At 36.7% G+C, this 20476-nt stretch carries 29 protein-coding genes; 19 read left to right on the top strand and 10 right to left on the bottom strand.

From position 1 onward, the window contains the following. Position 1 precedes the first annotated feature (1 nt). A complete protein-coding gene (locus Nisw_RS06425; protein ID WP_141977522.1) occupies positions 2 to 337 on the bottom strand; it encodes a hypothetical protein in 336 nt (111 codons plus the stop codon). Positions 338 to 406: 69 nt separating this feature from the next. Here Nisw_RS06425 and Nisw_RS06420 point away from each other — a divergent pair, with 69 nt between their 5' ends. Beyond that, positions 407 to 841, top strand: coding sequence for a MarR family winged helix-turn-helix transcriptional regulator (locus Nisw_RS06420; protein ID WP_141977520.1), 435 nt, complete (start codon positions 407 to 409; stop codon positions 839 to 841). An 80-nt stretch (positions 842 to 921) separates the two neighbouring features. On the opposite strand, the gene Nisw_RS06415 is transcribed toward Nisw_RS06420, so the two are convergent. The 3 genes from Nisw_RS06415 to Nisw_RS06405 all read right to left on the bottom strand — a co-directional run bounded on the left by Nisw_RS06415 (position 922) and on the right by Nisw_RS06405 (position 2755). Beyond that, positions 922 to 1572, bottom strand: a complete 651-nt coding sequence (locus Nisw_RS06415) for an ammonia monooxygenase (RefSeq protein ID WP_141977518.1) — start codon at positions 1570 to 1572, stop codon at positions 922 to 924. A gap of 134 nt (positions 1573 to 1706) precedes the next feature. Next, positions 1707 to 2069 carry a hypothetical protein gene (locus Nisw_RS06410; RefSeq protein ID WP_141977516.1) on the bottom strand — a complete coding sequence of 121 codons (363 nt, stop codon included), beginning with the start codon at positions 2067 to 2069 and terminating at the stop codon, positions 1707 to 1709. 122 nt (positions 2070 to 2191) lie between these two features. Then, positions 2192 to 2755, bottom strand: coding sequence for a methane monooxygenase/ammonia monooxygenase subunit C (locus Nisw_RS06405; RefSeq protein ID WP_016939485.1), 564 nt, complete (start codon positions 2753 to 2755; stop codon positions 2192 to 2194). 255 nt (positions 2756 to 3010) lie between these two features. On the opposite strand from Nisw_RS06405, the gene Nisw_RS06400 reads away from it, so the two are divergent. The 3 genes from Nisw_RS06400 to Nisw_RS06390 all read left to right on the top strand — a co-directional run bounded on the left by Nisw_RS06400 (position 3011) and on the right by Nisw_RS06390 (position 4558). Then, positions 3011 to 3580 carry a methane monooxygenase/ammonia monooxygenase subunit B gene (locus Nisw_RS06400; protein ID WP_141977515.1) on the top strand — a complete coding sequence of 190 codons (570 nt, stop codon included), beginning with the start codon at positions 3011 to 3013 and terminating at the stop codon, positions 3578 to 3580. Between the two features lie 98 nt (positions 3581 to 3678). Further along, the gene (locus Nisw_RS06395; RefSeq protein WP_141977513.1) at positions 3679 to 3993 is read left to right on the top strand and encodes a hypothetical protein; all 315 of its coding nucleotides are present in this window, start codon (positions 3679 to 3681) and stop codon (positions 3991 to 3993) included. Positions 3994 to 4033: 40 nt separating this feature from the next. Further along, positions 4034 to 4558, top strand: coding sequence for a hypothetical protein (locus Nisw_RS06390; protein WP_141977512.1), 525 nt, complete (start codon positions 4034 to 4036; stop codon positions 4556 to 4558). Between the two features lie 100 nt (positions 4559 to 4658). Here Nisw_RS06390 and Nisw_RS06385 read toward each other — a convergent pair whose 3' ends face one another. Both Nisw_RS06385 and Nisw_RS06380 read right to left on the bottom strand, forming a co-directional pair. Beyond that, complete coding sequence (locus Nisw_RS06385) at positions 4659 to 4928, bottom strand: hypothetical protein (protein ID WP_014963880.1); 270 nt, start codon at positions 4926 to 4928, stop codon at positions 4659 to 4661. A 110-nt stretch (positions 4929 to 5038) separates the two neighbouring features. Further along, positions 5039 to 5371 (bottom strand): hypothetical protein, encoded by a 333-nt coding sequence (locus Nisw_RS06380; protein ID WP_014963881.1) that lies wholly within the window; start codon positions 5369 to 5371, stop codon positions 5039 to 5041. A 124-nt stretch (positions 5372 to 5495) separates the two neighbouring features. Here Nisw_RS06380 and Nisw_RS06375 point away from each other — a divergent pair, with 124 nt between their 5' ends. The 14 genes from Nisw_RS06375 to Nisw_RS06310 all read left to right on the top strand — a co-directional run bounded on the left by Nisw_RS06375 (position 5496) and on the right by Nisw_RS06310 (position 17553). Continuing rightward, a complete protein-coding gene (locus Nisw_RS06375; protein ID WP_141977510.1) occupies positions 5496 to 5945 on the top strand; it encodes a 30S ribosomal protein S15 in 450 nt (149 codons plus the stop codon). Further along, positions 5945 to 7366 carry a DHHA1 domain-containing protein gene (locus Nisw_RS06370; RefSeq protein WP_141977509.1) on the top strand — a complete coding sequence of 474 codons (1422 nt, stop codon included), beginning with the start codon at positions 5945 to 5947 and terminating at the stop codon, positions 7364 to 7366. Before Nisw_RS06375 ends, Nisw_RS06370 begins: the two co-directional genes overlap by 1 nt. Further along, complete coding sequence (locus tag Nisw_RS06365) at positions 7329 to 7571, top strand: KEOPS complex subunit Pcc1 (protein ID WP_141977507.1); 243 nt, start codon at positions 7329 to 7331, stop codon at positions 7569 to 7571. Before Nisw_RS06370 ends, Nisw_RS06365 begins: the two co-directional genes overlap by 38 nt. Beyond that, positions 7571 to 8836: a serine--tRNA ligase gene (gene serS, locus Nisw_RS06360; protein WP_141977505.1), complete on the top strand. Its 1266-nt coding sequence runs from the start codon at positions 7571 to 7573 to the stop codon at positions 8834 to 8836. The genes Nisw_RS06365 and serS overlap by 1 nt, the downstream gene beginning before the upstream one ends. Positions 8837 to 8876: 40 nt before the next feature. Next, the gene (locus Nisw_RS06355; RefSeq protein WP_141977503.1) at positions 8877 to 9488 is read left to right on the top strand and encodes a 30S ribosomal protein S3ae; all 612 of its coding nucleotides are present in this window, start codon (positions 8877 to 8879) and stop codon (positions 9486 to 9488) included. A 26-nt stretch (positions 9489 to 9514) separates the two neighbouring features. Further along, positions 9515 to 9940: an RNA-binding domain-containing protein gene (locus tag Nisw_RS06350; protein WP_141977501.1), complete on the top strand. Its 426-nt coding sequence runs from the start codon at positions 9515 to 9517 to the stop codon at positions 9938 to 9940. 190 nt (positions 9941 to 10130) lie between these two features. After that, complete coding sequence (locus Nisw_RS06345) at positions 10131 to 11588, top strand: NAD(P)/FAD-dependent oxidoreductase (RefSeq protein WP_141977499.1); 1458 nt, start codon at positions 10131 to 10133, stop codon at positions 11586 to 11588. A 40-nt stretch (positions 11589 to 11628) separates the two neighbouring features. Beyond that, complete coding sequence (locus tag Nisw_RS06340; protein ID WP_141977497.1) at positions 11629 to 12423, top strand: MoxR family ATPase; 795 nt, start codon at positions 11629 to 11631, stop codon at positions 12421 to 12423. Then, positions 12424 to 13986, top strand: a complete 1563-nt coding sequence (locus Nisw_RS06335) for a vWA domain-containing protein (protein WP_141977495.1) — start codon at positions 12424 to 12426, stop codon at positions 13984 to 13986. Positions 13987 to 14045: 59 nt separating this feature from the next. Continuing rightward, positions 14046 to 15587: a pyridoxal-phosphate dependent enzyme gene (locus Nisw_RS06330; RefSeq protein WP_141977493.1), complete on the top strand. Its 1542-nt coding sequence runs from the start codon at positions 14046 to 14048 to the stop codon at positions 15585 to 15587. Position 15588: 1 nt separating this feature from the next. Further along, positions 15589 to 16044 carry an ASCH domain-containing protein gene (locus Nisw_RS06325; protein ID WP_185736589.1) on the top strand — a complete coding sequence of 152 codons (456 nt, stop codon included), beginning with the start codon at positions 15589 to 15591 and terminating at the stop codon, positions 16042 to 16044. Between the two features lie 66 nt (positions 16045 to 16110). Continuing rightward, positions 16111 to 16674 carry a TATA-box-binding protein gene (locus tag Nisw_RS06320; RefSeq protein WP_014963892.1) on the top strand — a complete coding sequence of 188 codons (564 nt, stop codon included), beginning with the start codon at positions 16111 to 16113 and terminating at the stop codon, positions 16672 to 16674. A 1-nt stretch (position 16675) separates the two neighbouring features. Beyond that, positions 16676 to 16897: a hypothetical protein gene (locus Nisw_RS06315; protein ID WP_141977491.1), complete on the top strand. Its 222-nt coding sequence runs from the start codon at positions 16676 to 16678 to the stop codon at positions 16895 to 16897. Positions 16898 to 16968: 71 nt separating this feature from the next. Further along, positions 16969 to 17553 carry a hypothetical protein gene (locus tag Nisw_RS06310; protein WP_141977489.1) on the top strand — a complete coding sequence of 195 codons (585 nt, stop codon included), beginning with the start codon at positions 16969 to 16971 and terminating at the stop codon, positions 17551 to 17553. On the opposite strand, the gene Nisw_RS06305 is transcribed toward Nisw_RS06310, so the two are convergent. Both Nisw_RS06305 and Nisw_RS09200 read right to left on the bottom strand, forming a co-directional pair. Further along, entirely contained in the window at positions 17543 to 18250 is a 708-nt protein-coding gene (locus Nisw_RS06305) for a hypothetical protein (RefSeq protein ID WP_185736588.1), read from the bottom strand. The two genes, Nisw_RS06310 and Nisw_RS06305, sit on opposite strands and share 11 nt — an antisense overlap. Before the next feature lie 98 nt (positions 18251 to 18348). After that, a complete protein-coding gene (locus Nisw_RS09200) occupies positions 18349 to 18525 on the bottom strand; it encodes a hypothetical protein (protein WP_185736587.1) in 177 nt (58 codons plus the stop codon). Between the two features lie 119 nt (positions 18526 to 18644). Between Nisw_RS09200 and Nisw_RS06300 the strand changes: the two genes are divergently transcribed. Beyond that, positions 18645 to 18986 (top strand): P-II family nitrogen regulator, encoded by a 342-nt coding sequence (locus Nisw_RS06300; protein WP_141977485.1) that lies wholly within the window; start codon positions 18645 to 18647, stop codon positions 18984 to 18986. A 143-nt stretch (positions 18987 to 19129) separates the two neighbouring features. Here Nisw_RS06300 and Nisw_RS06295 read toward each other — a convergent pair whose 3' ends face one another. After that, complete coding sequence (locus Nisw_RS06295; RefSeq protein ID WP_141977483.1) at positions 19130 to 19369, bottom strand: Lrp/AsnC family transcriptional regulator; 240 nt, start codon at positions 19367 to 19369, stop codon at positions 19130 to 19132. Between the two features lie 140 nt (positions 19370 to 19509). After that, entirely contained in the window at positions 19510 to 20472 is a 963-nt protein-coding gene (dusB, locus tag Nisw_RS06290) for a tRNA dihydrouridine synthase DusB (protein WP_141977481.1), read from the bottom strand. Positions 20473 to 20476 lie beyond the last annotated feature (4 nt).

Below are 20476 nucleotides of genomic sequence, written 5' to 3'. Positions count from 1 at the left end.
GTCACTCTATACTTTGGCAGTACTCCACTACGTCCTGGGTTGTCCTTAATGGGACGATTTTGGTTGAATTGAATTTTGCAACCTTGGTTTGCACCATCAAGTCTTGGATTGCATGTGCGCCAGGTGCTTCAACAATCCATTCGAATGTATGTTCTAAACCAGAGTGATACATTGAGATGACTTTGATTCCTTTTTTGCTTGCATCGTTTTCAAAGGTGGATGCTACCTCTAGAAGCAACTTTCTGTTTTCCTCATTAAAAAGTGGGCATGCTTCTGTTGTGTGGGTTCCATAGATTCCATAGATTCCCACATTTTGGGTTTGGGTTTCGCATTTCATATAATATGTGTATATACACCTATTATTAAGTGTATATACACATATTAAGCTCAAATGTGTTAGATCATTATGAAAGACAGATTTTCAGAACTTCCAGCATTATGTCCTGCATTTAACATTCGAGCTGCATCACGAATTATTACCCAATTATTTGACGAGATTCTAAAACCAAGTGGATTACAGGTAACACAGTTTACGGTTCTAGTTGGGATCCATATCTTTGATTCACCAAGTATTAGCAAACTAGCAAAAGGGCTTGTAATGGATAGAACTACAATAACAAGAAATCTCAAACCACTTGAAAAAGAAGGATTCATCAAAATGGAATCAGGTGATGACAAAAGAACGACTTTTGTAAAATTAACTCCTAAAGGAAAATCTGCAATTGACAAAACTCTTCCTTACTGGGAGAAAGCAAGAAGTGTTGTTTCAAAAGAATTTGGTGCAAAGCAATTAGAAGAATTGCTAAAAGATCTTGCAGATGTTAGAGAAATAAAAAACTAAAAATTATTTTTCTGAATAAAATTTTGTTTAGAGAATCCTCTAAGTGATAATAATAAAATGAAAAGGAAAAGGTTGGGTGTTTAGTCCCACTTTGACCAAGCGGCCATCCATCTGTAAGTCCATGTATTCAATTTACAACCTAATGCTGCAAATGTACATCCCAAAACTGCACCTGCACCTGCACCGAGAGCGACTGGGCTGTTATAGAACTTACCAACTTGGGGTTCTATCGGTGTCATGTATGGTGGCAATGTTGGTCTTGGATATTTGAATGCCGTTTCAAGTGGGTCTGCTACTGTTATCAGGTTTACCATGTTGAACAATGGTAATGACATTCCTACTAGTACACCGCCGAACAGTATCAAGGAGTGCTTGTTCTTCTTTGTTGCCCAGTATACTAAGTCCAACAGCATTGCTGATGGTAGCCAAACTGGAGTTACAATGAAGTCATATGGATAACCGAGTGAGAACCATGCGGCTTTGGCTACCCATGTGTATACTGTCATAATCAGACCGTAGTACGTTGCTGTGCCTGGAACGCCTGTAAATGTTAGGTAATATGTTGCACCTACAATAAGCATCAACGTTTGCGATATTGAGAATACCGTGTACGAAGTCCAAGCCCAGTCAGTGTAGAAGATGTAGTCTCCTGCGTTAATTGTTAACAGTGTAGAGTTAACTGCAACCACTACTATGAACAAGTAGTGTGTACATCGTCTTAACCAGACCATATCAAGTTGAAGAAACGGTCAGTATATAAAATTTTAGAGTGTGATGAAGATCGTTGTTTTATTTGGCAAACATCACAGATTCTTGTTAGAAATTAAAATGAAAAAGAAGTGTATCTGAAGGGTTTGCCTTCTGATTACCAACCGACATATAATGATACGAATAGCACGAATGCTACGGTTGCTGCAATACTGCCGCCAACTATACCATTACTGTTCTTATTGGAACCTTCTTCCATGACTTTAACACAGAAGATGTAACCTATTGCCTCAATGATTGCAAGTACGATGAATGCAAAGTGGCCACTTGCTGTTGGATATGCCCATGGATAGTAGAAGTATCCTGCTGCAGTACCACCAAAAGTAGCAATTAATGCTGCCCAGTATGAAATTGTGATCATACCAGTCATGTTTTCAACGCGTTTTCCAATCATTCGTTCTACGTCAGCACTAGATGATCCACCGCTGCCGCCTGAACCGAATCCTTTTGGAAGAGTCATTCTGGAATTATTCTAATAGAGAATCCTTTTAAGTCTTTCTTAAACTGCGGTCAAGGGTACGATCTACGTCTCTTTCTAGAAAATAATAAAATAAGAAAAAATTGTGCGATTGCACATTTTGTCTATGGAATAGATCTACTGTACAATTTGCCTTCTAAGGCCATCTTGTACATCTCTGCGACATATGGGTTCTCTCCTGGAGTTTCTGCACCTAGTTCTACGAGTCTAGCATATACTCTGACTACGTATGCAAGTGCACCCATGAATGCTACTACAACACCCATGTTAAACATCCAGTGATTTGGAACTGCAAAGATTTCCTCTACAAACCAGAAGTGCCACATCTCATTGACTCCAATTGTAAACATAGTTGCTAAGTAACCAAGAATGGTCATTTTCAAACCAGTGTTCATTGAATTATTTGGACCTCTGAGAACTGGAACTTTTCTATCATAGATTGCTGCTGAACCCCATCCGAGTGGAAGTGCTACAAAGTGGGAATATAACCACCAGTGAGCTGGAGTAAATGCACTATCTCTGATAGATGTCTGATGTAGAGAACCATCAACGAAGTTATCTACTTCGACTGATGCTGCGGTAGATCCCATAGCAATAACGATGAGCCAGATTTTCTTAAGTCTCTGAATCTCAACTTCTTTTGGGATTAATGCGGGCATCTGTGCCATGATACACATGGTGTATATTGAGAATATAAAGTAAGAGATTGAAACTAGACAATTTTTTTTCAAATTTCTAATGAATTTTTAATTGATTTATGAAATAATTTCATTTAATGTTTTTACCATTGTAAAAATAACAATCATTTTTTGCCATTTTCAATGATTAACATCAACGATTAACATCGGTATTAGTATCGATCCTCGCAATGAAGGTAAAACATATAACGACGTGTATTATCTTTCACAATATTAGGGATAACTATGGTCGAAAAAAAGATTTTCGTATTCGGACTAGCTGTCGTACTTGCACTAGGAACCTTAGGTTTCAACTGGGTTGAGACTATTCTTCCAACTGCAGATGCACACGGTGTCCAAGCACAACTCCAGAGTCGTTTCATCAGAATTGAAGATGAAACCTTTAACAGACAATCCCTGCAAACTGGCGAAACCTTGACACTTCAAGGAACATTAGTCAGTCTTGTAGAAAGAGACCTTAGAGGATGGATTTCCATTTTCTCAGAGTCTACTAACGCAGGTAACAGATGGGAGATGCTCTCAAGAGATCCTCCAGGAAACGTCTTTGACATTCCAGGAAACGCTGTTGTAGAATATTCACTATCTGCTAAAGCACTTGAAGCAGGTGTATACCACGTACACACCCAACTCAATGTAGCCAAAGTTGGTCCAGGACTTGGTCCAGGACAAACAGTTGTCGTTGAAGGAGAACCAATTATCAAACCAATCCCATATACCAACATCGCATATCAATCAATTATGATTGGCGTTGGATATGTCATTACGTTTGCAACACGACCCTGGCAAGTAATCTAACCACCCAACCTTTTCCTTTTCATTTTCTAAACATCCTTACGATTAACGTAAGTCAAAAAAACCAAGTCTTATCTGCAACAACAAAGTAAGTAAAAAAGATGCTAAGTTTCAAAATCAAAAAATTAGATATTTTTCAAAGTTACTTTTTTGGTCAAGTCGAATTCAGAGAAGACCCATACAAAGTAAACATACAGAATCAAAGAAGAGGCAAAGTCCTCAAGTTACCTTTTAAGATAAATCCAAAAAGAGAAAATGTCCTTGTAAGAATGACAGGTCCTGGCGAATTGTTTGTAGAGGATTACCTCCCATACAAAGGGGAATCAGAATGGCTGGAGATTGATTCAGATGAGATTACCTATTTTATTGCAGACCACCAGGACCAACTAGACACAATTGAGATTGTCTATGAGTAAGAGAAAGGACTTTAAGGAATCTGCCTAAAATTATCCTATTATGATATGGCCAGGAACTGGTGATCCTTACAAGAGGAAAAAGACACTAAAGTTTCTAGCTATTACTGCAGTAATTGCAATATCAGTTGGTGTTGCAAGTAGTGTGATTCAGGGTCAACTAAGTCAAGACGATCCTCTCAAGGTTTGTATCAATGACAGAGATACTCCTTACAAAATCAAGGCATCCTTGGAGTTGGTAATTGATGGCATTCCAGCAGAAATTCCTGCAAATATCAATTCAGGTCTAGACGGCGAATGCCAAAGAACAATGTATACCCTGACTGATGATGGCACAATTTATGCAGAATGGGAAGAAGAGTTCCCATTTGAGATAGGCCACTTTTTGTGGATGTGGGATTTCCCTCTAAGGGACATGGAGCAGAGCAAGTCTACGATGTACGTTAATGGAAAAGAGTCACCTCACTTTATCAACCACCCATTACAGGACGGATATCACTACAAGGCAGAATTTACATCAAAGGCATATGATGAATCAAAGGACAGAGACTTCCTGCCAGAGAATTAGACAATTGCAGACTTTGTAAAATTTAAAGAAATTTCAAAAATGCGTTAGAGCTAGATTGTTTTAAGGAATTAAAAATAATGAAAATGATAAAGGTAGATTTCTACCAGTATTTTCCGTTGTCTGGAATAAGACCGATACCTTCTCTTTCAAAGTGTCTGTCCAATTCGTCGACCCATCTCTCACGGTTGTCTTTGTATGCCCATCCGTGAACACGTAACCAGAATGAGATAATTCCTAGAAGGAATATTGTGAACATCATGGTTCCGAAGATGTAAATCATTACATCATAGAATAATGGATCATAGTTTGGTCCTAGTTGTCCTGTTAATGAAGACAGGATGCTAAGGAAAGTTCCTACGATAGGAGTCATGTATATTTTGGCTTAATTTCTGCGATATATACATTTCTTTTATTTTCACAAAGTACGAGATCAGCATACGCTAAAGGTCAAATAATAAAATAAGAGAAAAGTGAGGTATTTTATCCTCTACCCATTGCTGCGTATTTGCCAGATCTTCCTCTAATGAAGAAAGCTCCTGCAATACCACCAAAGACTGCACCTGCAATAACTGCTGCACCGACTACACCACTAGCATCAAGGTATGGAGTTCCTGAACCAGAAGATGGGTTTGCTTCAGCAGCTTCGATTCTTCTTCTTTGAATCTCAAGTGCTTCTTCTAAGGTATAAGCGCCTGTCTCTCCTTCTCCACCAACGTTACCCATGTACTGGGCAAATGCAACGGAAGCTGCACCGATGGCACCGAAGAAAAATACAGATAGCATGGTTGCTGTTAAGAGTACTTTTGTATTCATACCGTTTACCTAATCGATTGGACGAATAGTACTTATTTAAAACTTTATTCTGGACCCCAAATTTCGAATAATGTACGAGATCAGTATAAGTAACGTTTAATTCTGTACTTTAGTGAGCCAAATTATGGGAAGAATGCATACACACAGACATGGAAAGTCACATTCCATTAGACCAGCTACTCTTCGTGCACCTTCATGGATCACACAAAGTCCTGCAGAAATTGAAGAACTAGTTATCAAATATTCCAAAGATGGACTAACTCCTAGTCAAATTGGAATTAAGTTAAGAGACCAACATTCAATCCCACTAATCAAACCAATTACAAAAAAGACAGTTGGAGAGATTTTAGAAGAAAATGATTTGAAATCAGAAATGCCTGAAGACTTGGAAAACATTGTCAAAAAGGCAGTAGGTCTTCAAAAACATCTCAAAAACAACAAAGGAGACAGAAGAAATGTTAGATCTTTGGAACTAATCGAAGCCAAAGTTCACAGATTATCAGTCTACTACAAAAGAATTGGCAGAATTCCAGCAACTTGGAAATATAAATCAGTAGTAGCTCAATTAGAGTAATGGCAAAATCACTTGATGAGTCACTTTCGTTTTTCAAAGATAAGGTTTCAGATTGTATAAGATCAAAAAAATCAATTTTTGTTACAACCCACATTGATTGTGATGGATTAACATCTGGAAGTATCATTACCAAAGCCCTAATCAGAGCAGGGGCAAATTGTACTGTTAGAACATCAAAAGAATTTAGTAAAAATGTCGTAGAATCTTTCAAAACAGATTCCAGAGATTTTCACATAGTTACTGATCTTGGAGGAGGTTTTGCAAAAAACCTCAACGAGACACTTGGAGATAATTGGGTTGTCTTGGATCATCACCAGATTTCAGATGAAGAGATGGACAATCAAAATGTCATCAATGCATGGAAATATGGAATTGATGGAGGACTGGAGATTTGTGCAGGTGGTATGGCATATCTTGCATCCATGGCACTAGATGAGAAAAATTCTGATTTGTCATCAATTGCAGTAGTCTCAGCACTAGGGGACAGACAAGACCAAGGAGAAAGAAAATCATTTACTGGAAAGAATTTTGAGATTGCAAATACTGCAAAAGAGTTAGGATTAGTTGAGATTGACTTGGACCTGTTATTGGTCGGAAGAGAGACAAGACCTCTCCCAGACGCTCTTGCATTTACATCACAGCCATTTATTGAAGGACTGACTTGGAATAGGGATGCTTGCCTTTCTTTGCTAAATTCATCTGGAATTGAGCTAAAAGACGGGGGCAGATGGAGAGTTCCAGCAGAACTAGACGAGGAAGAAAAGAGACAAGTCATCGAGTCAATCACCAAATTCACGGCAGGAAAAAATGCCACTGAAATTATGTCAGAATTAATTGGATACACATACACATTTCCAAGAGAAGACAAGAGAAGTTTCCTCAGAGACGGCAGAGAGTTTTCAACTATGCTAAACTCTTGTGGAAGAATTAACCGCTCTGGAGTCGGAATGGCAATCTGTATGGGAGATAGAAACAAGATCCTAAGAGAAGGAGAGACCATCTTGACTGATTATAGAAAGATGATCAGAGAATACATGAACATCCTAGCAAATGAGAGATGGAGGATTTCAGAAAGTGAGACATGTGTGATGGTAAATGGAGAAGACATTGTCCCTGAAACAATGACAGGAACTATCTCATCTCTAATTGCAGGGTCTCCAAAGAATTCAGGAAAAATTGTAATTTTGAGGACAAAGGGAGAAGAAAACACAATCAAGTTTTCATCAAGAAAATCATTTGGTTGCACATCAGATATCAACCTAAGCGAATTGATGAGAACAGGCGCTGAAAAATTTGATGGTATTGGAGGAGGTCACAATGCAGCAGCTGGCGCAAAAATAACTAAAGACAAATTAGATGAATTCCTCAATTATTTAGAAGTAAATGTCGTTAACGTGTCAAGTGCAGATAGCTCTCAATAACATTTCAAAAGAAAAGGCTGAAACTGTCAAAAAAGCACTAGAACCAGATAATGTAGATTTTCCAGAAGGGTTGAGTCTTAATGTTGAAAATGTTGATAACAAACTAGTTTTTAATTTTGAAAGTAAGAAGAACATGAAACAGTTAATCGGGACAATAGATGAAGTGATGGACCATATCCAGGTCGCACTAAAGGTGATTGAATAATGCTAGACCCCAAACTGCTCAAAGAAAAGCCACAGATTATCAGAGATATGCTCAAAGCAAGGGCAGTAGATTTTGACTTGGATGGATTAATCGAGTCTGACCAAAAGAGAAGGGAGTTCATCATCAAGACTGATGAATTCAAAAAAAGGAGAAACGAGATAGGCAATGAGATTTCTCAAAAGAAAAAGGCAGGAGAAGACACGTCATCAATTTTAGCAGAAATGAAAAACGTCTCAGCAGAACTTGCAAAATTAGAATCAGAGCAAGAAAGTATTGAAAACAAGTATTCCAAATTAGCATTAACAATACCAAACTTGGTTCACGAGTCAGTTCCAGTTGGAGCAGATGAAACTGCCAACAAAGAAATGAGAAAGTGGGGAGAGATTCCTCAGTTTGATTTTAAGATAAATGATCACATTGACATATCTGAGAATTTGGATCTAGTTGATTTAGAGAGGGCAGCCAAAGTCGCAGGGGCAAGATTCTATTATCTCAAAAATGATCTAGTAAGACTAAACCAATCACTAATTCATTTTGCATTAGATTTTCTAACAGAAAAAGAATATTCGCTTGTTCAGCCCCCATACATGATTAATCGCACATCAATGGAAGGTGCAGTGATTGCAGATGATTTTGAGGAGGTAATCTACAAAGTAGAAGAAGAAGACCTCTACATGATTGGAACATCAGAGCATGCAATGGCAGCAATGCACTCAAAAGAGATCATAGAAGGAAAAGATCTCCCCATAAGATATGCAGGAGTTAGTCCATGTTTTAGAAAAGAGGCAGGAGCACATGGACGTGATCAAAAAGGAATTTTCAGAGTACACCAGTTTGACAAGATTGAGCAGTTTGTTTTTGCAAGACCAGAAGATTCTTGGAAAGAGCATGAAAAGATGCTAGCAGTAGCTGAAGAATTTTATCAGAAATTAGAAATTCCGCACAGAGTCATGTTGTTGTCAACTGGAGACATGGGAAAGATTTCAGCCAAGACATATGATATTGAGGCATGGATGGCAGGACAAAATTCCTACAGAGAAATAGTATCATGCTCAAACTGTTTGGACTACCAAGCAAGAAGACTAAAGATCAGATTCAGGGACAAAACAAATGAAGACACGCAGTATCTGCACACGCTAAACAGCACACTAGTAGCTACTACCAGAGTATTGGTCTCAATTATGGAGAATTTCCAGACAAAAGACGGCCATATCAAAATCCCTCAGGTTTTACAGAGCTATATGGGAAACCAGAAAGAGATCTAGTGACATACCCTTATATTTTGGGTTTGAAGGTCGATAATAATTGGCACGTAGAAAAGGTAGAGTAAAGGACAAGTGGCGAGAAAAACGCTGGATTACTGTAAATGCTCCAGATTCATTTAACAACGTACCAATTGGATATGTACCAATTACAGATGATGAAAATGCATCTGGCAGAGTTTTAGAGGTTACACTTTATGATATTCTAAAAGGAGATCCTTCACAACACCAATACAAGATCTATTTCCAAGTTGACAAAGTTGATGGAGACAAAGCATCAACAATCTTCAAGAGATATGAATATTCAAAAGAATTTTTGCGCAGTCTAGTAAGACGTGGTTCATCAAAAATTAATTTCATTATTGATGTCAAAACAAAAGATGGATACATCTTTAGAATCAAAGTAATTGCTTTGACCCACAGACAACTTAACACATCTAGAAAGCACGCACTTCGATTAATTGCAAGAGATGTAATTAACAAACAAGTTCCAGAAATGACAATTGAGCAATTTGTTCAAGCAACATGTTACAGTAAGATTAACTCAGACATTATGGCTGCATTCAAAAAAGTCATCAGAGTAAGACATGTAGGTCTTGAGAAAGTCAAACTCATCAGAACTGCTGAGAAAGAAACAGTTTTGCTTGAAGCATAATCAATTAATCATATCCTAGTACAATCATGAATGATAAGATAGAGATTACAATTGATGCCATAGTTCATGCAACTGAAGACATTTCAAAAATTTTCCAATCCTTTGAGATACTAGAACTAAAGGAAGAGGATTTTACAGTTAATGAAACTACAGGTCACTATGATAATCCGATTCTTTTACTTTATGCAAAAATTGTCAAAAAACAGGCTCTAAATTTTCTAAAAAAACTAGTAGAGTTGCTGCCACCAGAGCAGGTTGAGGAGTTAATCGACGAGATTGAAGAGAGGACAGTTGATTCAAGATTTCACATGAGATTAGACAAACAGGAATTAGTAAAAGGCAATGTCACACTAAGTGAAAAAGACACGATCAAATTAAAAATCCACACACCAGTATACAACAAAAAAGATACCATCAAAACATTTACAGAAATTTTTCAAATTGCCAACTAGATTAAATAGAATAAAATCACATTATCAGTTGGGAATGAGGAGATAACAGCCGCTCCAGTCTGAGCGAAAGCTTTGAAGACGCCGCGACGAACCGACCCCAAATTTTGAATCGATCAATTTACCAAAAACATACTATTCCTTAGACAATTTCATGGTATTATTTTAAATACGGACAGGCAAACCCCTTATCGTGGCAGATTACGATGTTATAGTCGCAGGTGGAGGCCTTGCAGGTACAATTACAGCTCAAGCTATTTCTCATTATACAAATCAGAACGCAAAGATTCTAGTCGTTGACAGAAACTCTGCATCATTACCAGGTAGAAAGTCATTGTCTGGCTGGGTCTGTGGAGATGCATGCTCTAAAGAAGCAGTTGACTATATGTCAGAGAGAATCAAGGTTCAATGGACCAGACCAGAAATCGAACATGATGTAAAAGGTGTAATGGCATTTTCTCCAGATAAAGAAACTGCAATTCCATTTGATGGTGCAGGATACATGTTGAATCGTCAAAAGTTACCAGAGATTCAAAATGAAAGATGTAAAAAAATGGGAATCGAGTTTGAGTTTGAAAAAAATCTTTCAGGTCTAATTTACGAAGGTCAGCAAGTTGTAGGAGTTCAGGGAACAGACAGCAAGACAAATGAGCCATTTAAGAAGACAGCAAAAATTGTCATTGATGCTACAGGTGTCGCATCCATGCTTAGAAGCGGACTGAAGAACTCTACCAAAGTAGAAAAGAGAATCGACAGACGAGACTTGGAATCAACTGGCAGATACATTATGTATTTTGAACCAGGACAAAAAGATCTAACAGAGTTTGATCCAGATTATTGTATTATTCATTTAGACCAAGACATTGCTCCAGGCGGATACGGATGGGTATTTCCTAAAGCAGAAAACAAAGTAAACATCGGTCTAGGTGTTGAAAAATCACTTTTAGAAAGAAGAAACAAACGATTAGGCAAAAAAGACAATGTTGAATCTTTGATGAAAGAATACTTGAACAGAAACACTGTAATTAAAAATCCAAAACTTTCACAAGACCCTGAAGACATTAACAACAATTCAGGAATTTTCCAAGTTTCAGTTAGAAGACAAAACGATTGTATGGTTTCTGCCGGATACATGATGGTTGGAGATTCTGCATGGATGCCAAAACCAATTGATGCAGGAGGAATCGGTCCAGCATTGATTGCAGGAACAATTCTAGGAAACAATGTTGCACAAGCACTTGAAGCAAATGACTTTTCAGAAGCAAGTCTATGGCAATACAATTTAGATTTCATTAAAGAGTATGGTTACAAGACTGCAGGTCTAGAATTGTTTAGAAGACTAGTTCAACAAATGACAAACGAGCAAATCAGTTATGGTATGAAACACTTTTTGGGAAACATGGATGTTGAATCCATCAGTAAAGGTGAACACCCAGACTTTTCAGGATTAGGAAAGATTGGAATGATTATCAGAGGTGCAATGAACAAGACAGTTGCAGACGGATTAAGATACACATCAAAAGAAAACCAATGGCTAGTAGAGCATTATGAAAAATATCCAAAAGACCCATCTGGTTTTGATGAATGGAACAAAACACTCCATCAAAGACTCGATGCATCTTTTGCAAAAGTAGAAGCATTTGGAAAATAGATCTAACAATAAATATTGTCAAAATCAATGAAAACGTACTTTGGAAGAAGTTCAGTATCTAGATTGGAATAATTCAATTCAAACTCTCAACAAGGCATATGATGCAGGACTTTTTGTGCTAATCATAGGACCAAAGGGCACAGGTAAGACATCACTAGTAAGAGATTTTGCAAAGAGCAAAGGAATCAACCTTGAATCAATCAACTTTAGTCTCAGAACAAGAGAGAGCCATCTAGTTGGAACCAAAACACTCACTGATGGAACTGTGAGTTTTGAAGAAGGAGTTTTGATAAAGTCAATGAGAGAAGGAAGTATGCTGTACCTTGATGAGATCAATTCTGCTGAAGCAGATGTTTTGCTCAGACTAGATGAAGCACTAGATGACAGAAGACAAATTGCATTAAAAGAAGCAACTGGCGAAGTAGTCAAAGCAAAAGATGACTGGTTTGTCATTGCAACAATTAACCCATTAACTCACAGTGGAACAAAGGAATTACCTCCACAATTATTAAGCAGATTCCCAGTTCGAATCAGATTAGAGTATCCTCCTGAAGAAGTAGAGTTGGAGATTGTAAAAAAACACGTATCTGGAGAACACGAGTCAGAGATAGTTCAGGCAATCAAACTAGCAAATACACTAAGACAAGCAGCAGCAGTTGAAGAGTTGTTTTATTCGCCAAGTCTAAGGGAGACAATTGCTTTTGCAAAATTGTTAGATGGAGGAATGGCTGCAAAGGAAGCTGCCAATTTTGTTTTTGGAAATGTGTACACACAATGGGGAGACATAGAGTATCAAAAAGTAAGTGACATCATTACCTCAATGTTTGGAAACTAAATGCAATCAGTCAAACTTCAAAACGAATCACTAGTAGAGATTGCCACATTTCTTGTTAGAAGATGGTCTGAAAGAGACAACATAATTGTAGAGATTTCAGATAAGGTTGAGACAAAAACAAGACTAAAAGAAAACAAGGTAATCTTAACGCCATTAGAAAAAAGAATCGGGAGTGATTTTCAAAAGTACAGACAATTCAGAACTTCATTATGGTATGAGGCAATGAGAATAAAGTTTTGCAAGAAAATACTCAGCAATGATCACGCATTTGGTTTTATTCTAAACACAATGGAAACAAGACGTATCGAAGAGTTAGGCAGAAAGATTTGGAGAGGAATGGATAACGAGATTATCTTCAATTATGCCTACATGCTTGTTTCAAGGCCCCAGTTGCACACAATTTATGGAAAAGCAAGGCTAGTTGAGGCGTTTTATCAGTACTTTATGTTTGGCGCAATAAAAGGAGAAGTTCAATCAAGCCACTTTGAGAGAATAAGAAAAGCAGATGCGTTTGCCAAAAAAATGGTAACCAAAGCAATAGAAGAAAACCACGATACAGAATGGCTTGAAAAAAACGTCAGTGAAATTATCAAGATTTTAGAAATTGATTCTCTTCTAACAATTCCAGTATCACTGCCATTTATGAAAGCAGGAATGCCATTGTCTGAAGAAGAACTCCTAAGAGTTTTGAAGATAGTTTCTAAAAACAAGGAAGACGACTTTGGTGATGTAGATCCTGCTGCAATATTGAAAGGAGACAATGTAATTGATGAGTACAATGTTTTGTTAGATGAGGACAAAAAGACAGAAAACAAGGGACTGATGCCTGAAGCCATAGGAATTCAGATACCATCAACACGAAATGTGGATGAAACAACAATCTATGACATGAGTTTGATAAACGGATTAAAAACAAAATTCAAAGAATGGAAAACAGGTTGGAAAGAACAACATCTAAGTTCAGGTGATGAATTTGATGAGGAAAACTACATTGAAGGAAACAAGCCATTTCTTACAGACATAAAAAAATCAATCAAAACCAAAATTGTCATTCTGTTAGATCATTCATCTAGTATTTCTTCAGATGCAATTGAATACAAAAAAGCAACACTTGCTCTTTGTGAAGTATTAGCATATCTCAAAGTAAAATTTGCAGTCTATGCATTTAGTACAGAGAACAGATCAGTAGTATGCTGGTCTATCAAACCAGACAACATGAAATGGAATAATGTCACTGCAAAGAGATTAGCTCAAATCGTAGCTAATGGCTCAACTCCCCTAGCAGAAGTATATGATAAGATGTTTCCAATTTTACAATCAAAGAGACCTGATATTTTCTTGACATTAACTGACGGGGAACCATCAGATCCTGATGCAGTCAGAAACATGACAAAGTCATTGAAAGGATTGGGAATTAGTATGGCAGCCTTGGGTCTTGGGCCAAATACAGTTAGAGCAACAACTATTGCAAACAATCTAAGACATTTAGGATATGAAAAAACTATGGCAGTAAGCCGTCTTAGAGATATCCCAAACAAGGTCATCAAGATTTTAGATATCTAATAGGCTGAACTAATTTTCTATAGATATTTTATTGAGAGAAAAACAGAGGATTTTGGAAATTGTCAGAAAATCAAAATTACGATCCTGCACTGTTGCAAAAATTTGAAGAAGAAGTATGGAATAAAATTCCACACAAAGAAGGAGACAAGATTGTAAATGCAACACCGCTAGTAGACCTAACACAAGATTTGAAAGAGTGTGCCAAAAGTGTCTACAAACTAAATCTAGATGACAAAGATTTCAAAATTTATGGAAAGTTTGATTCAGAGTTACTTAGTGGCTCCATCAAGGTAAGAGCAGCATCACACATAATTCATGAGGCAATCAAGTCTGGCAAATGCAACGGCAAACGCATTGTCATCGAAGCAACGTCAGGCAATTTTGGAATTGCATTAGGTCTCTTATCAAAACTGGGAGTAACTGTAGTTGCACTTGTTTCAAGAAAATTACAAGAAGGCGTATTCAAAGAATTAAGAAATGAAAATATCAAGATTATGGATTTAGACATGGACATTTGTCCAGCTCCGGGAATGGAGAACAAAGCAGATGAAATGGCCGCAAAGGCAACAGCTGCAAACATTCGCTCACAATTAACAGAGATGGGATTTGATCCTCAAGTGTTTGACAAGAATCTTGAAGAAATAGAAGCACTGCTAGCAAAACAAGACATCATTAATTTGGCAAGATTCCTTGCAGAGATTTACAATATGTTTTGTCCAAAACAATATGATAATGAATTAAACATCGATATTCACAATACAGTCACTGCACCTGAAATTGATCAGCAATTGCACGAAAATGGCGATTCATTAGAAGATTATGCATTATTTTGTTCATTTGGGACAGGAGGCACGTCAGGTGGTCTGAGCAAATACATGTCTGAGAAATACAACAAAAAAGCAGTTCATGTTGTTTTCCCACCATTAGGCCAAGATGTTGCAGGAATTAGAACAAAATCCAAGGCTGAAGGCTTGACATTGTACAATCCTGAAGCATATACAGAGCATGAGATTGATTTTGAGAATGTAAAATTCCTTCTCAAGTTTATGGTAGACAAAGGACACGACATTGGTGAAAGCAGTGCATTAGAGCTTTATGCAGCACTAGAGATGGCATACAAGGGAGAAATCAAAAAAGCAGTAGTCATGATTGCTGATGGAATTGAAAAATACAGAAAGAACTTTGAACAAATCTCTCAAGATAAACCTCCAATGAAAATATCAGTAGAAGATGCAGCTGCTGTTGCAGACGAGTACGACAATATCATTTGGGTGCACACACAATACACACCTAAAGAAGAAGGAATTGAAATCATTGCAAAATCATTAGGCGTTGACAAATCAAAAATTACTGTACCAAAAGCATCTACCATTAACAATCTATTATCAACACAACAAGTTCCTGAAGAACTTAGCAAAGAGCTAGAAGGTTCCAAAGGCAAATCACTACTAGTCTGTATGGCAGGAAATACATCACTTATGACTGCACAAGTTTTGGCTAGCAAAGGAATAGTTACTCAAAGTTTGAATGGAGGAATAACAAATTTGCCTGAAGGAAGAGGCAAAAATCCTGGAGAATACATTCAGGTAGCTAGAGAATAATTTGAAATGTCTTTCAGTGTCTCAACCATTTGCTGATTTAATCATTCTAGGAAAAAAGACAATCGAGTTACGTAAATGGAACACAAATTTTCGTGGAGAATTGCTAATACATGCCCCATTAAAGATCAGAAAAGAAGATTGTAAGAGATTAAAGATTGACAAAAAATTTGTCACAGGTGCAATTGTTGGCAAAGTGGAAATCTATGATGTGAAAAAATATGACACTCTAAAACAAGTCAAAGAAGACCAAGAATTCCATCTTGCTTCAAAAAATTTTCATGACAGAACTTTTGGGTTTTTGCTAAAAAACCCAAAATCATTTAGAATCCCCATCCCATACAAGGGGCAACTAGGACTCTTTGATGTGGCATTACCTAAAACAAAAATCAAGAACAAAGAAATTGTCACAGACATTATCGATGAAGAATATCGATATCAGTGGATAGGCCACCATTGAGCAAACCCAAACATTCCCAAAAAATTTGACTAGTATATATAAAGGGCCTATTTAAAGTCCCTCGTTATGCCTCAAACAAAGCCCATTGTGAGTGTTGAAAATGTTGTTGCATCAGCATCTGTTGATCAAAAGATTGACCTTAATGAAATTACAGAAAAATTTCCAGACACTGAATATCATCCAGAACAATTTCCAGGATTAGTTTTCAGATTAAAGAGTCCAAGAACTGCAACTTTGATTTTTAGAACAGGAAAGATGGTTTGTACAGGAGCAAAATCAGAAGAGATGGCAATCAAAGCTGTAAACACTGTTGTTCAAAAGCTCAGAAAAGGAAAAATCAAAATAAAAAATGATGCAGTAATTACCGTGCAAAATATTGTTGCAGCAATTAATCTAGGTGGAAAGATACATCTAGAAAAAGCAGCAAGAACATTACCAAGAAGCATGTATGAGCCAGAACAATTTCCAGGACTCATTCACAGAATGCTTGACCCTAAAACTGTAATCTTGTTATTTGCATCAGGTAAATTGGTTTGTACAGGAGCCAAAAAAGAATCAGATGTATATCGTTCTGTTCACAATCTACATTCAGTCTTAGAAGAAAAAAATCTAATGATTTATGATCAATAGATTGACTGAAGATAATTTTCAAGAAGAAAAGAAAAAACTGACTCCAGATAATGGGTTTGATTTGATTGGGATTGATTATTTTTCAGAGCCAGGAAACCAATTGTATCTTGTAGAGCATTTTGAAATGTATCAAGATGCACTAAATGCAAAAAAAGAAAGAAAGAATCCTGAGGAATATTTTATTTTGTATAAAGGTGCAGGCGGAGAATTTCTCTGTAGATAAGCCAGAAAAATAGAACAACTTTACTATATTTTACAAACTCTCTTATCATTAGGTTTTTGATTCAAAACTTTATGGCCAATGAGACCAGTGATTTGATTGACAATATTTACGAAAAAAACGAACCTGCACAAAACGAATACAAGCCTCAGATTATTCGCAAAAGTCAAAAAGCAAAATATCAGATTTTTGATGAATCAGAATTTACTCGGGGAAGGGAAGTACTAGGAGACCTCATCGTACACGGGATGATAGCCTCAGGAGGCACAGATATTGACTGGTTAATCGAGCACAAGGGGGGATTCGTCATTTTAGAATTCAAAGGATTTCACAACGACAAGATAAACATTGCAAAGGGACAGATGATTGCCTATGAAAAGCTACATGAAAAACTAAACCAATCAGCAAAATGCTACCTGTATGTTGTAGGATGCGATGATATTGATTTTTCAAATCCAGATGCAACAGTATGGGTCTTTGAGATGAATCAATGGAAATCAAATGCAGTTCCAAAAAATACTAGCGACATTTACGGGGAGGATTCAAATCGACAAAACAAGTACATAGTTTATCGCGAATACATGGAAGAGATCAGCGTAGAAAAGCTAAGAGATATCATTGATTCTCATTGGAAAGAATTTGAAAGAATTATGCTGTAAATGAAAATGTACTAGATTTTGTTTCAGCGCCATTATCTACTTTGATAGTATATGTGCCAGAACTTTCCCATCCAGGACCACCAGCAATTGCAAGTGTGGAATATCGTCCATCACTTTTTAGAGAAAGTTGTTCTGCCCAAACAAGTTCACCTTTCTGGTTCTCTATAGACAGATTCACCGAACCAGTTGTATCTGAAATGCCATTTATTGAAATAATGTCTTTGTTGTTATATGATGAAAAGTCGGTTTGAATCACTAGTGATTCTGTAATTGTTTCAGTAGGATTCTTTACAACATTAGATGGTCCAGTAGAAATTCCACTAAAGGATACAGCAACTGCAACTATTACTATCAAAGCGACTGCACCAATACCAATCATTAGTTTTGAGTTCTTTGAGGAACTAGAGGAAATTTTAGGTGGAGGGGATCTGATTGTTTGTGTTTTTTGAGCAGATATAGTATTTTGAGCAGATGCAGTTTCAGGCAATATTACATCTGGAACCACAGATGTTTGAACAGGTCCAGGAGTTTCAGGTTTTCTTCCAAGATGTTTTTCTGCTAATTTTTTAACATAATTTCTTTCAAAATTGCTAATTACTTCATTATTTTCACAAGCTCGACGAATTTGTTTTAGAATTCTATCATCGCCAAAGTCTTTTTCCAAAAGGGCCTTTACATCATCAAGTAATGTATCCACGAGTATTTTCTCCTATAATGATTATTTATGAATTCCTTGTTTAAGATTACGAATGACTTCTCTTAATTGCAGATTTAATCAAAAAGGGGGGTTTGAGACTATTTTGCATAGATTTTCTGTGCTTGGATAATGACAGTTCTGATGTAGTCTTTTGCAGTAGAATCAGATACGCCCATCTGTTTTGCTCTTTGATATAGAGCATTTTCTTGAGGATTACTCAAATAGCATTTTAGGAGATAGTTTAGTCTGTGAGATCTCTTCTCGTCACTTTTCATAATTTTCCTTCTTTTCTACACTAAAAAGCCCAGAGGATTATGAAATAACCAACAATGTATCATAAAATTCTAAAAAATACATATGATCTTTTTTAAATAATACAAAAAAACAAATGCAAATGAAACGAATCGAGGCAACTGTTCAAACAGACAAAACAAGTGCAGTTTCTGATGCAATAAAAGATCTAGTTGGAGGATATACCATCTTAGAAGGCAATGGTAGAGGTTCTGGAAAAAGACAAGAGATCAGATCAGGAAGAGGTACAGGTCATTTCACTGCAGAATATAACAAAGTTGCAACAATAACAACAATAGTAGATGACTCAAACGTAGAGAAAGTAACCTCAGCAATTGCTGATGCAGCTTATACAGGAAAAGGTGGAGATGGAATTATCATAGTCACCAATGTAGAAAGTGCTCTAAACATAGCATCTAAAAAGACGGGTTCTGAAGCCCTCTAATCATTTTATTTTATTCAGTTCTATTTTGAAATAAAGCTGCTGAGAGGAAAACTTCCTCTCAGGAGGTATCCTTTTGGAGGACATGTTGTTTGAAGGGATATTATCTTATTGCAAACTAAGTATAAAAGCAAAGGATTTTGAAGTTACTGTTGTCCTTCAATTCCCATTAGAGTCAGTGTTGATCTAATTTTTGGGATTTTTCTAATCTTCCAAGTAATAGTTTCGCGTAATGCTTCTACCTGATCAGATTCAACTTTTGCTAAAATGTCATATGCACCAAATGTGCCATGAACTTCAACAACACCTTCAATAGATTTTAGTTCTGATATTACAGATTCTTCAGAACCAAGCTCACAGTTTATGAGAACATAAGCTGTTGCCAATTATGATTCAACTCCTATTTTCATAACTAAAATGCCATCTTGAAATATATAAGAATAGTCCGATTTACTTAAAAATTCAATATTATTTTGGTCAAAACCATTAACACTTGTAAAGAAAATTACCAAATTTAAAAATAAATTTAAGATATAGAATATGCCTCACGCATGATCTTTTCTAGTTCTTCAAGATTTTTTGAAAAGGTAATTTTAGAACGGAGTTTGGAGCCACCCTTCAGTCCTTTTGTAAATCTCATGGCTTGACTTTTGATATTAGAGAATTTGATTTTGTATTGGTTGGTAAGACAAAGATAATCAAAAAATGAATCCAGTCTGTCTTTGAAGGAGTATTCCTTGTATGAACCAGTCCTAAGGTAATCATTAATCTGCTCAAACAAGAAAGGATTTCCCATGGCACCACGGCCAATCATGACATAATCACAACCAGTCTCATCAAGCATCATTTTAGCATCTTCAGGAGTAGCAATATCGCCATTTCCAACTATAGGAATGTTAGAAATTTCTTTGAGTTCTTTGATTAATCTCCAATCTGCATTTCCAGAATATCCCTGACTGACAGTTCTAGGATGAAAAGTTATCATTTGAATCCCTTGGTCTTCTGCAATCTTTGCAATTTCTCTAAAAAGAAATTTGCTTGCTTCAGTAACGCCGGAGCGAATCTTCAGAGTTACTGGTTTTTTTACAGCATTTACTAGAGTCTTGAAAATTTCTTGTGTGAGATTTACTTCTTGGAGTAGAGCTCCTCCTGCCATTTGTTGTGTAATGTGTGGTGCAGGACAACCCATGTTGTAATCAATGATGTCAAAGTAAGGCTCTACAATAGTTGCAGCCTTTTCTAATGCATAAAGATCAGATCCAAACAATTGAACAGAGATTGGCCTTTCTTGTTCTGAGAATTCAATGAACTCTTGAATTGTCTTCATGTTTTCTTTGAGTTGTTCTTCTTTTGCAATAATACTGTGAATGCTTGTAAATTCAGTTACAACCAATCCAGCTCCCATCTTTTTGCATTGCAATCTCAAAGCAGGATCACTGACTCCCGCCATAGGAGCTAAAAATGCCCTACTGGAAAATTTTGGAAGCATAAAC

It is taken from the genome of Candidatus Nitrosopumilus sp. SW, from assembly GCF_006740685.1.
Lineage (GTDB): Archaea > Thermoproteota > Nitrososphaeria > Nitrososphaerales > Nitrosopumilaceae > Nitrosopumilus.
The sequence above is the reverse complement of the archived record's forward strand: the minus strand, read 5'-3'. Positions and strand labels throughout refer to the sequence as shown.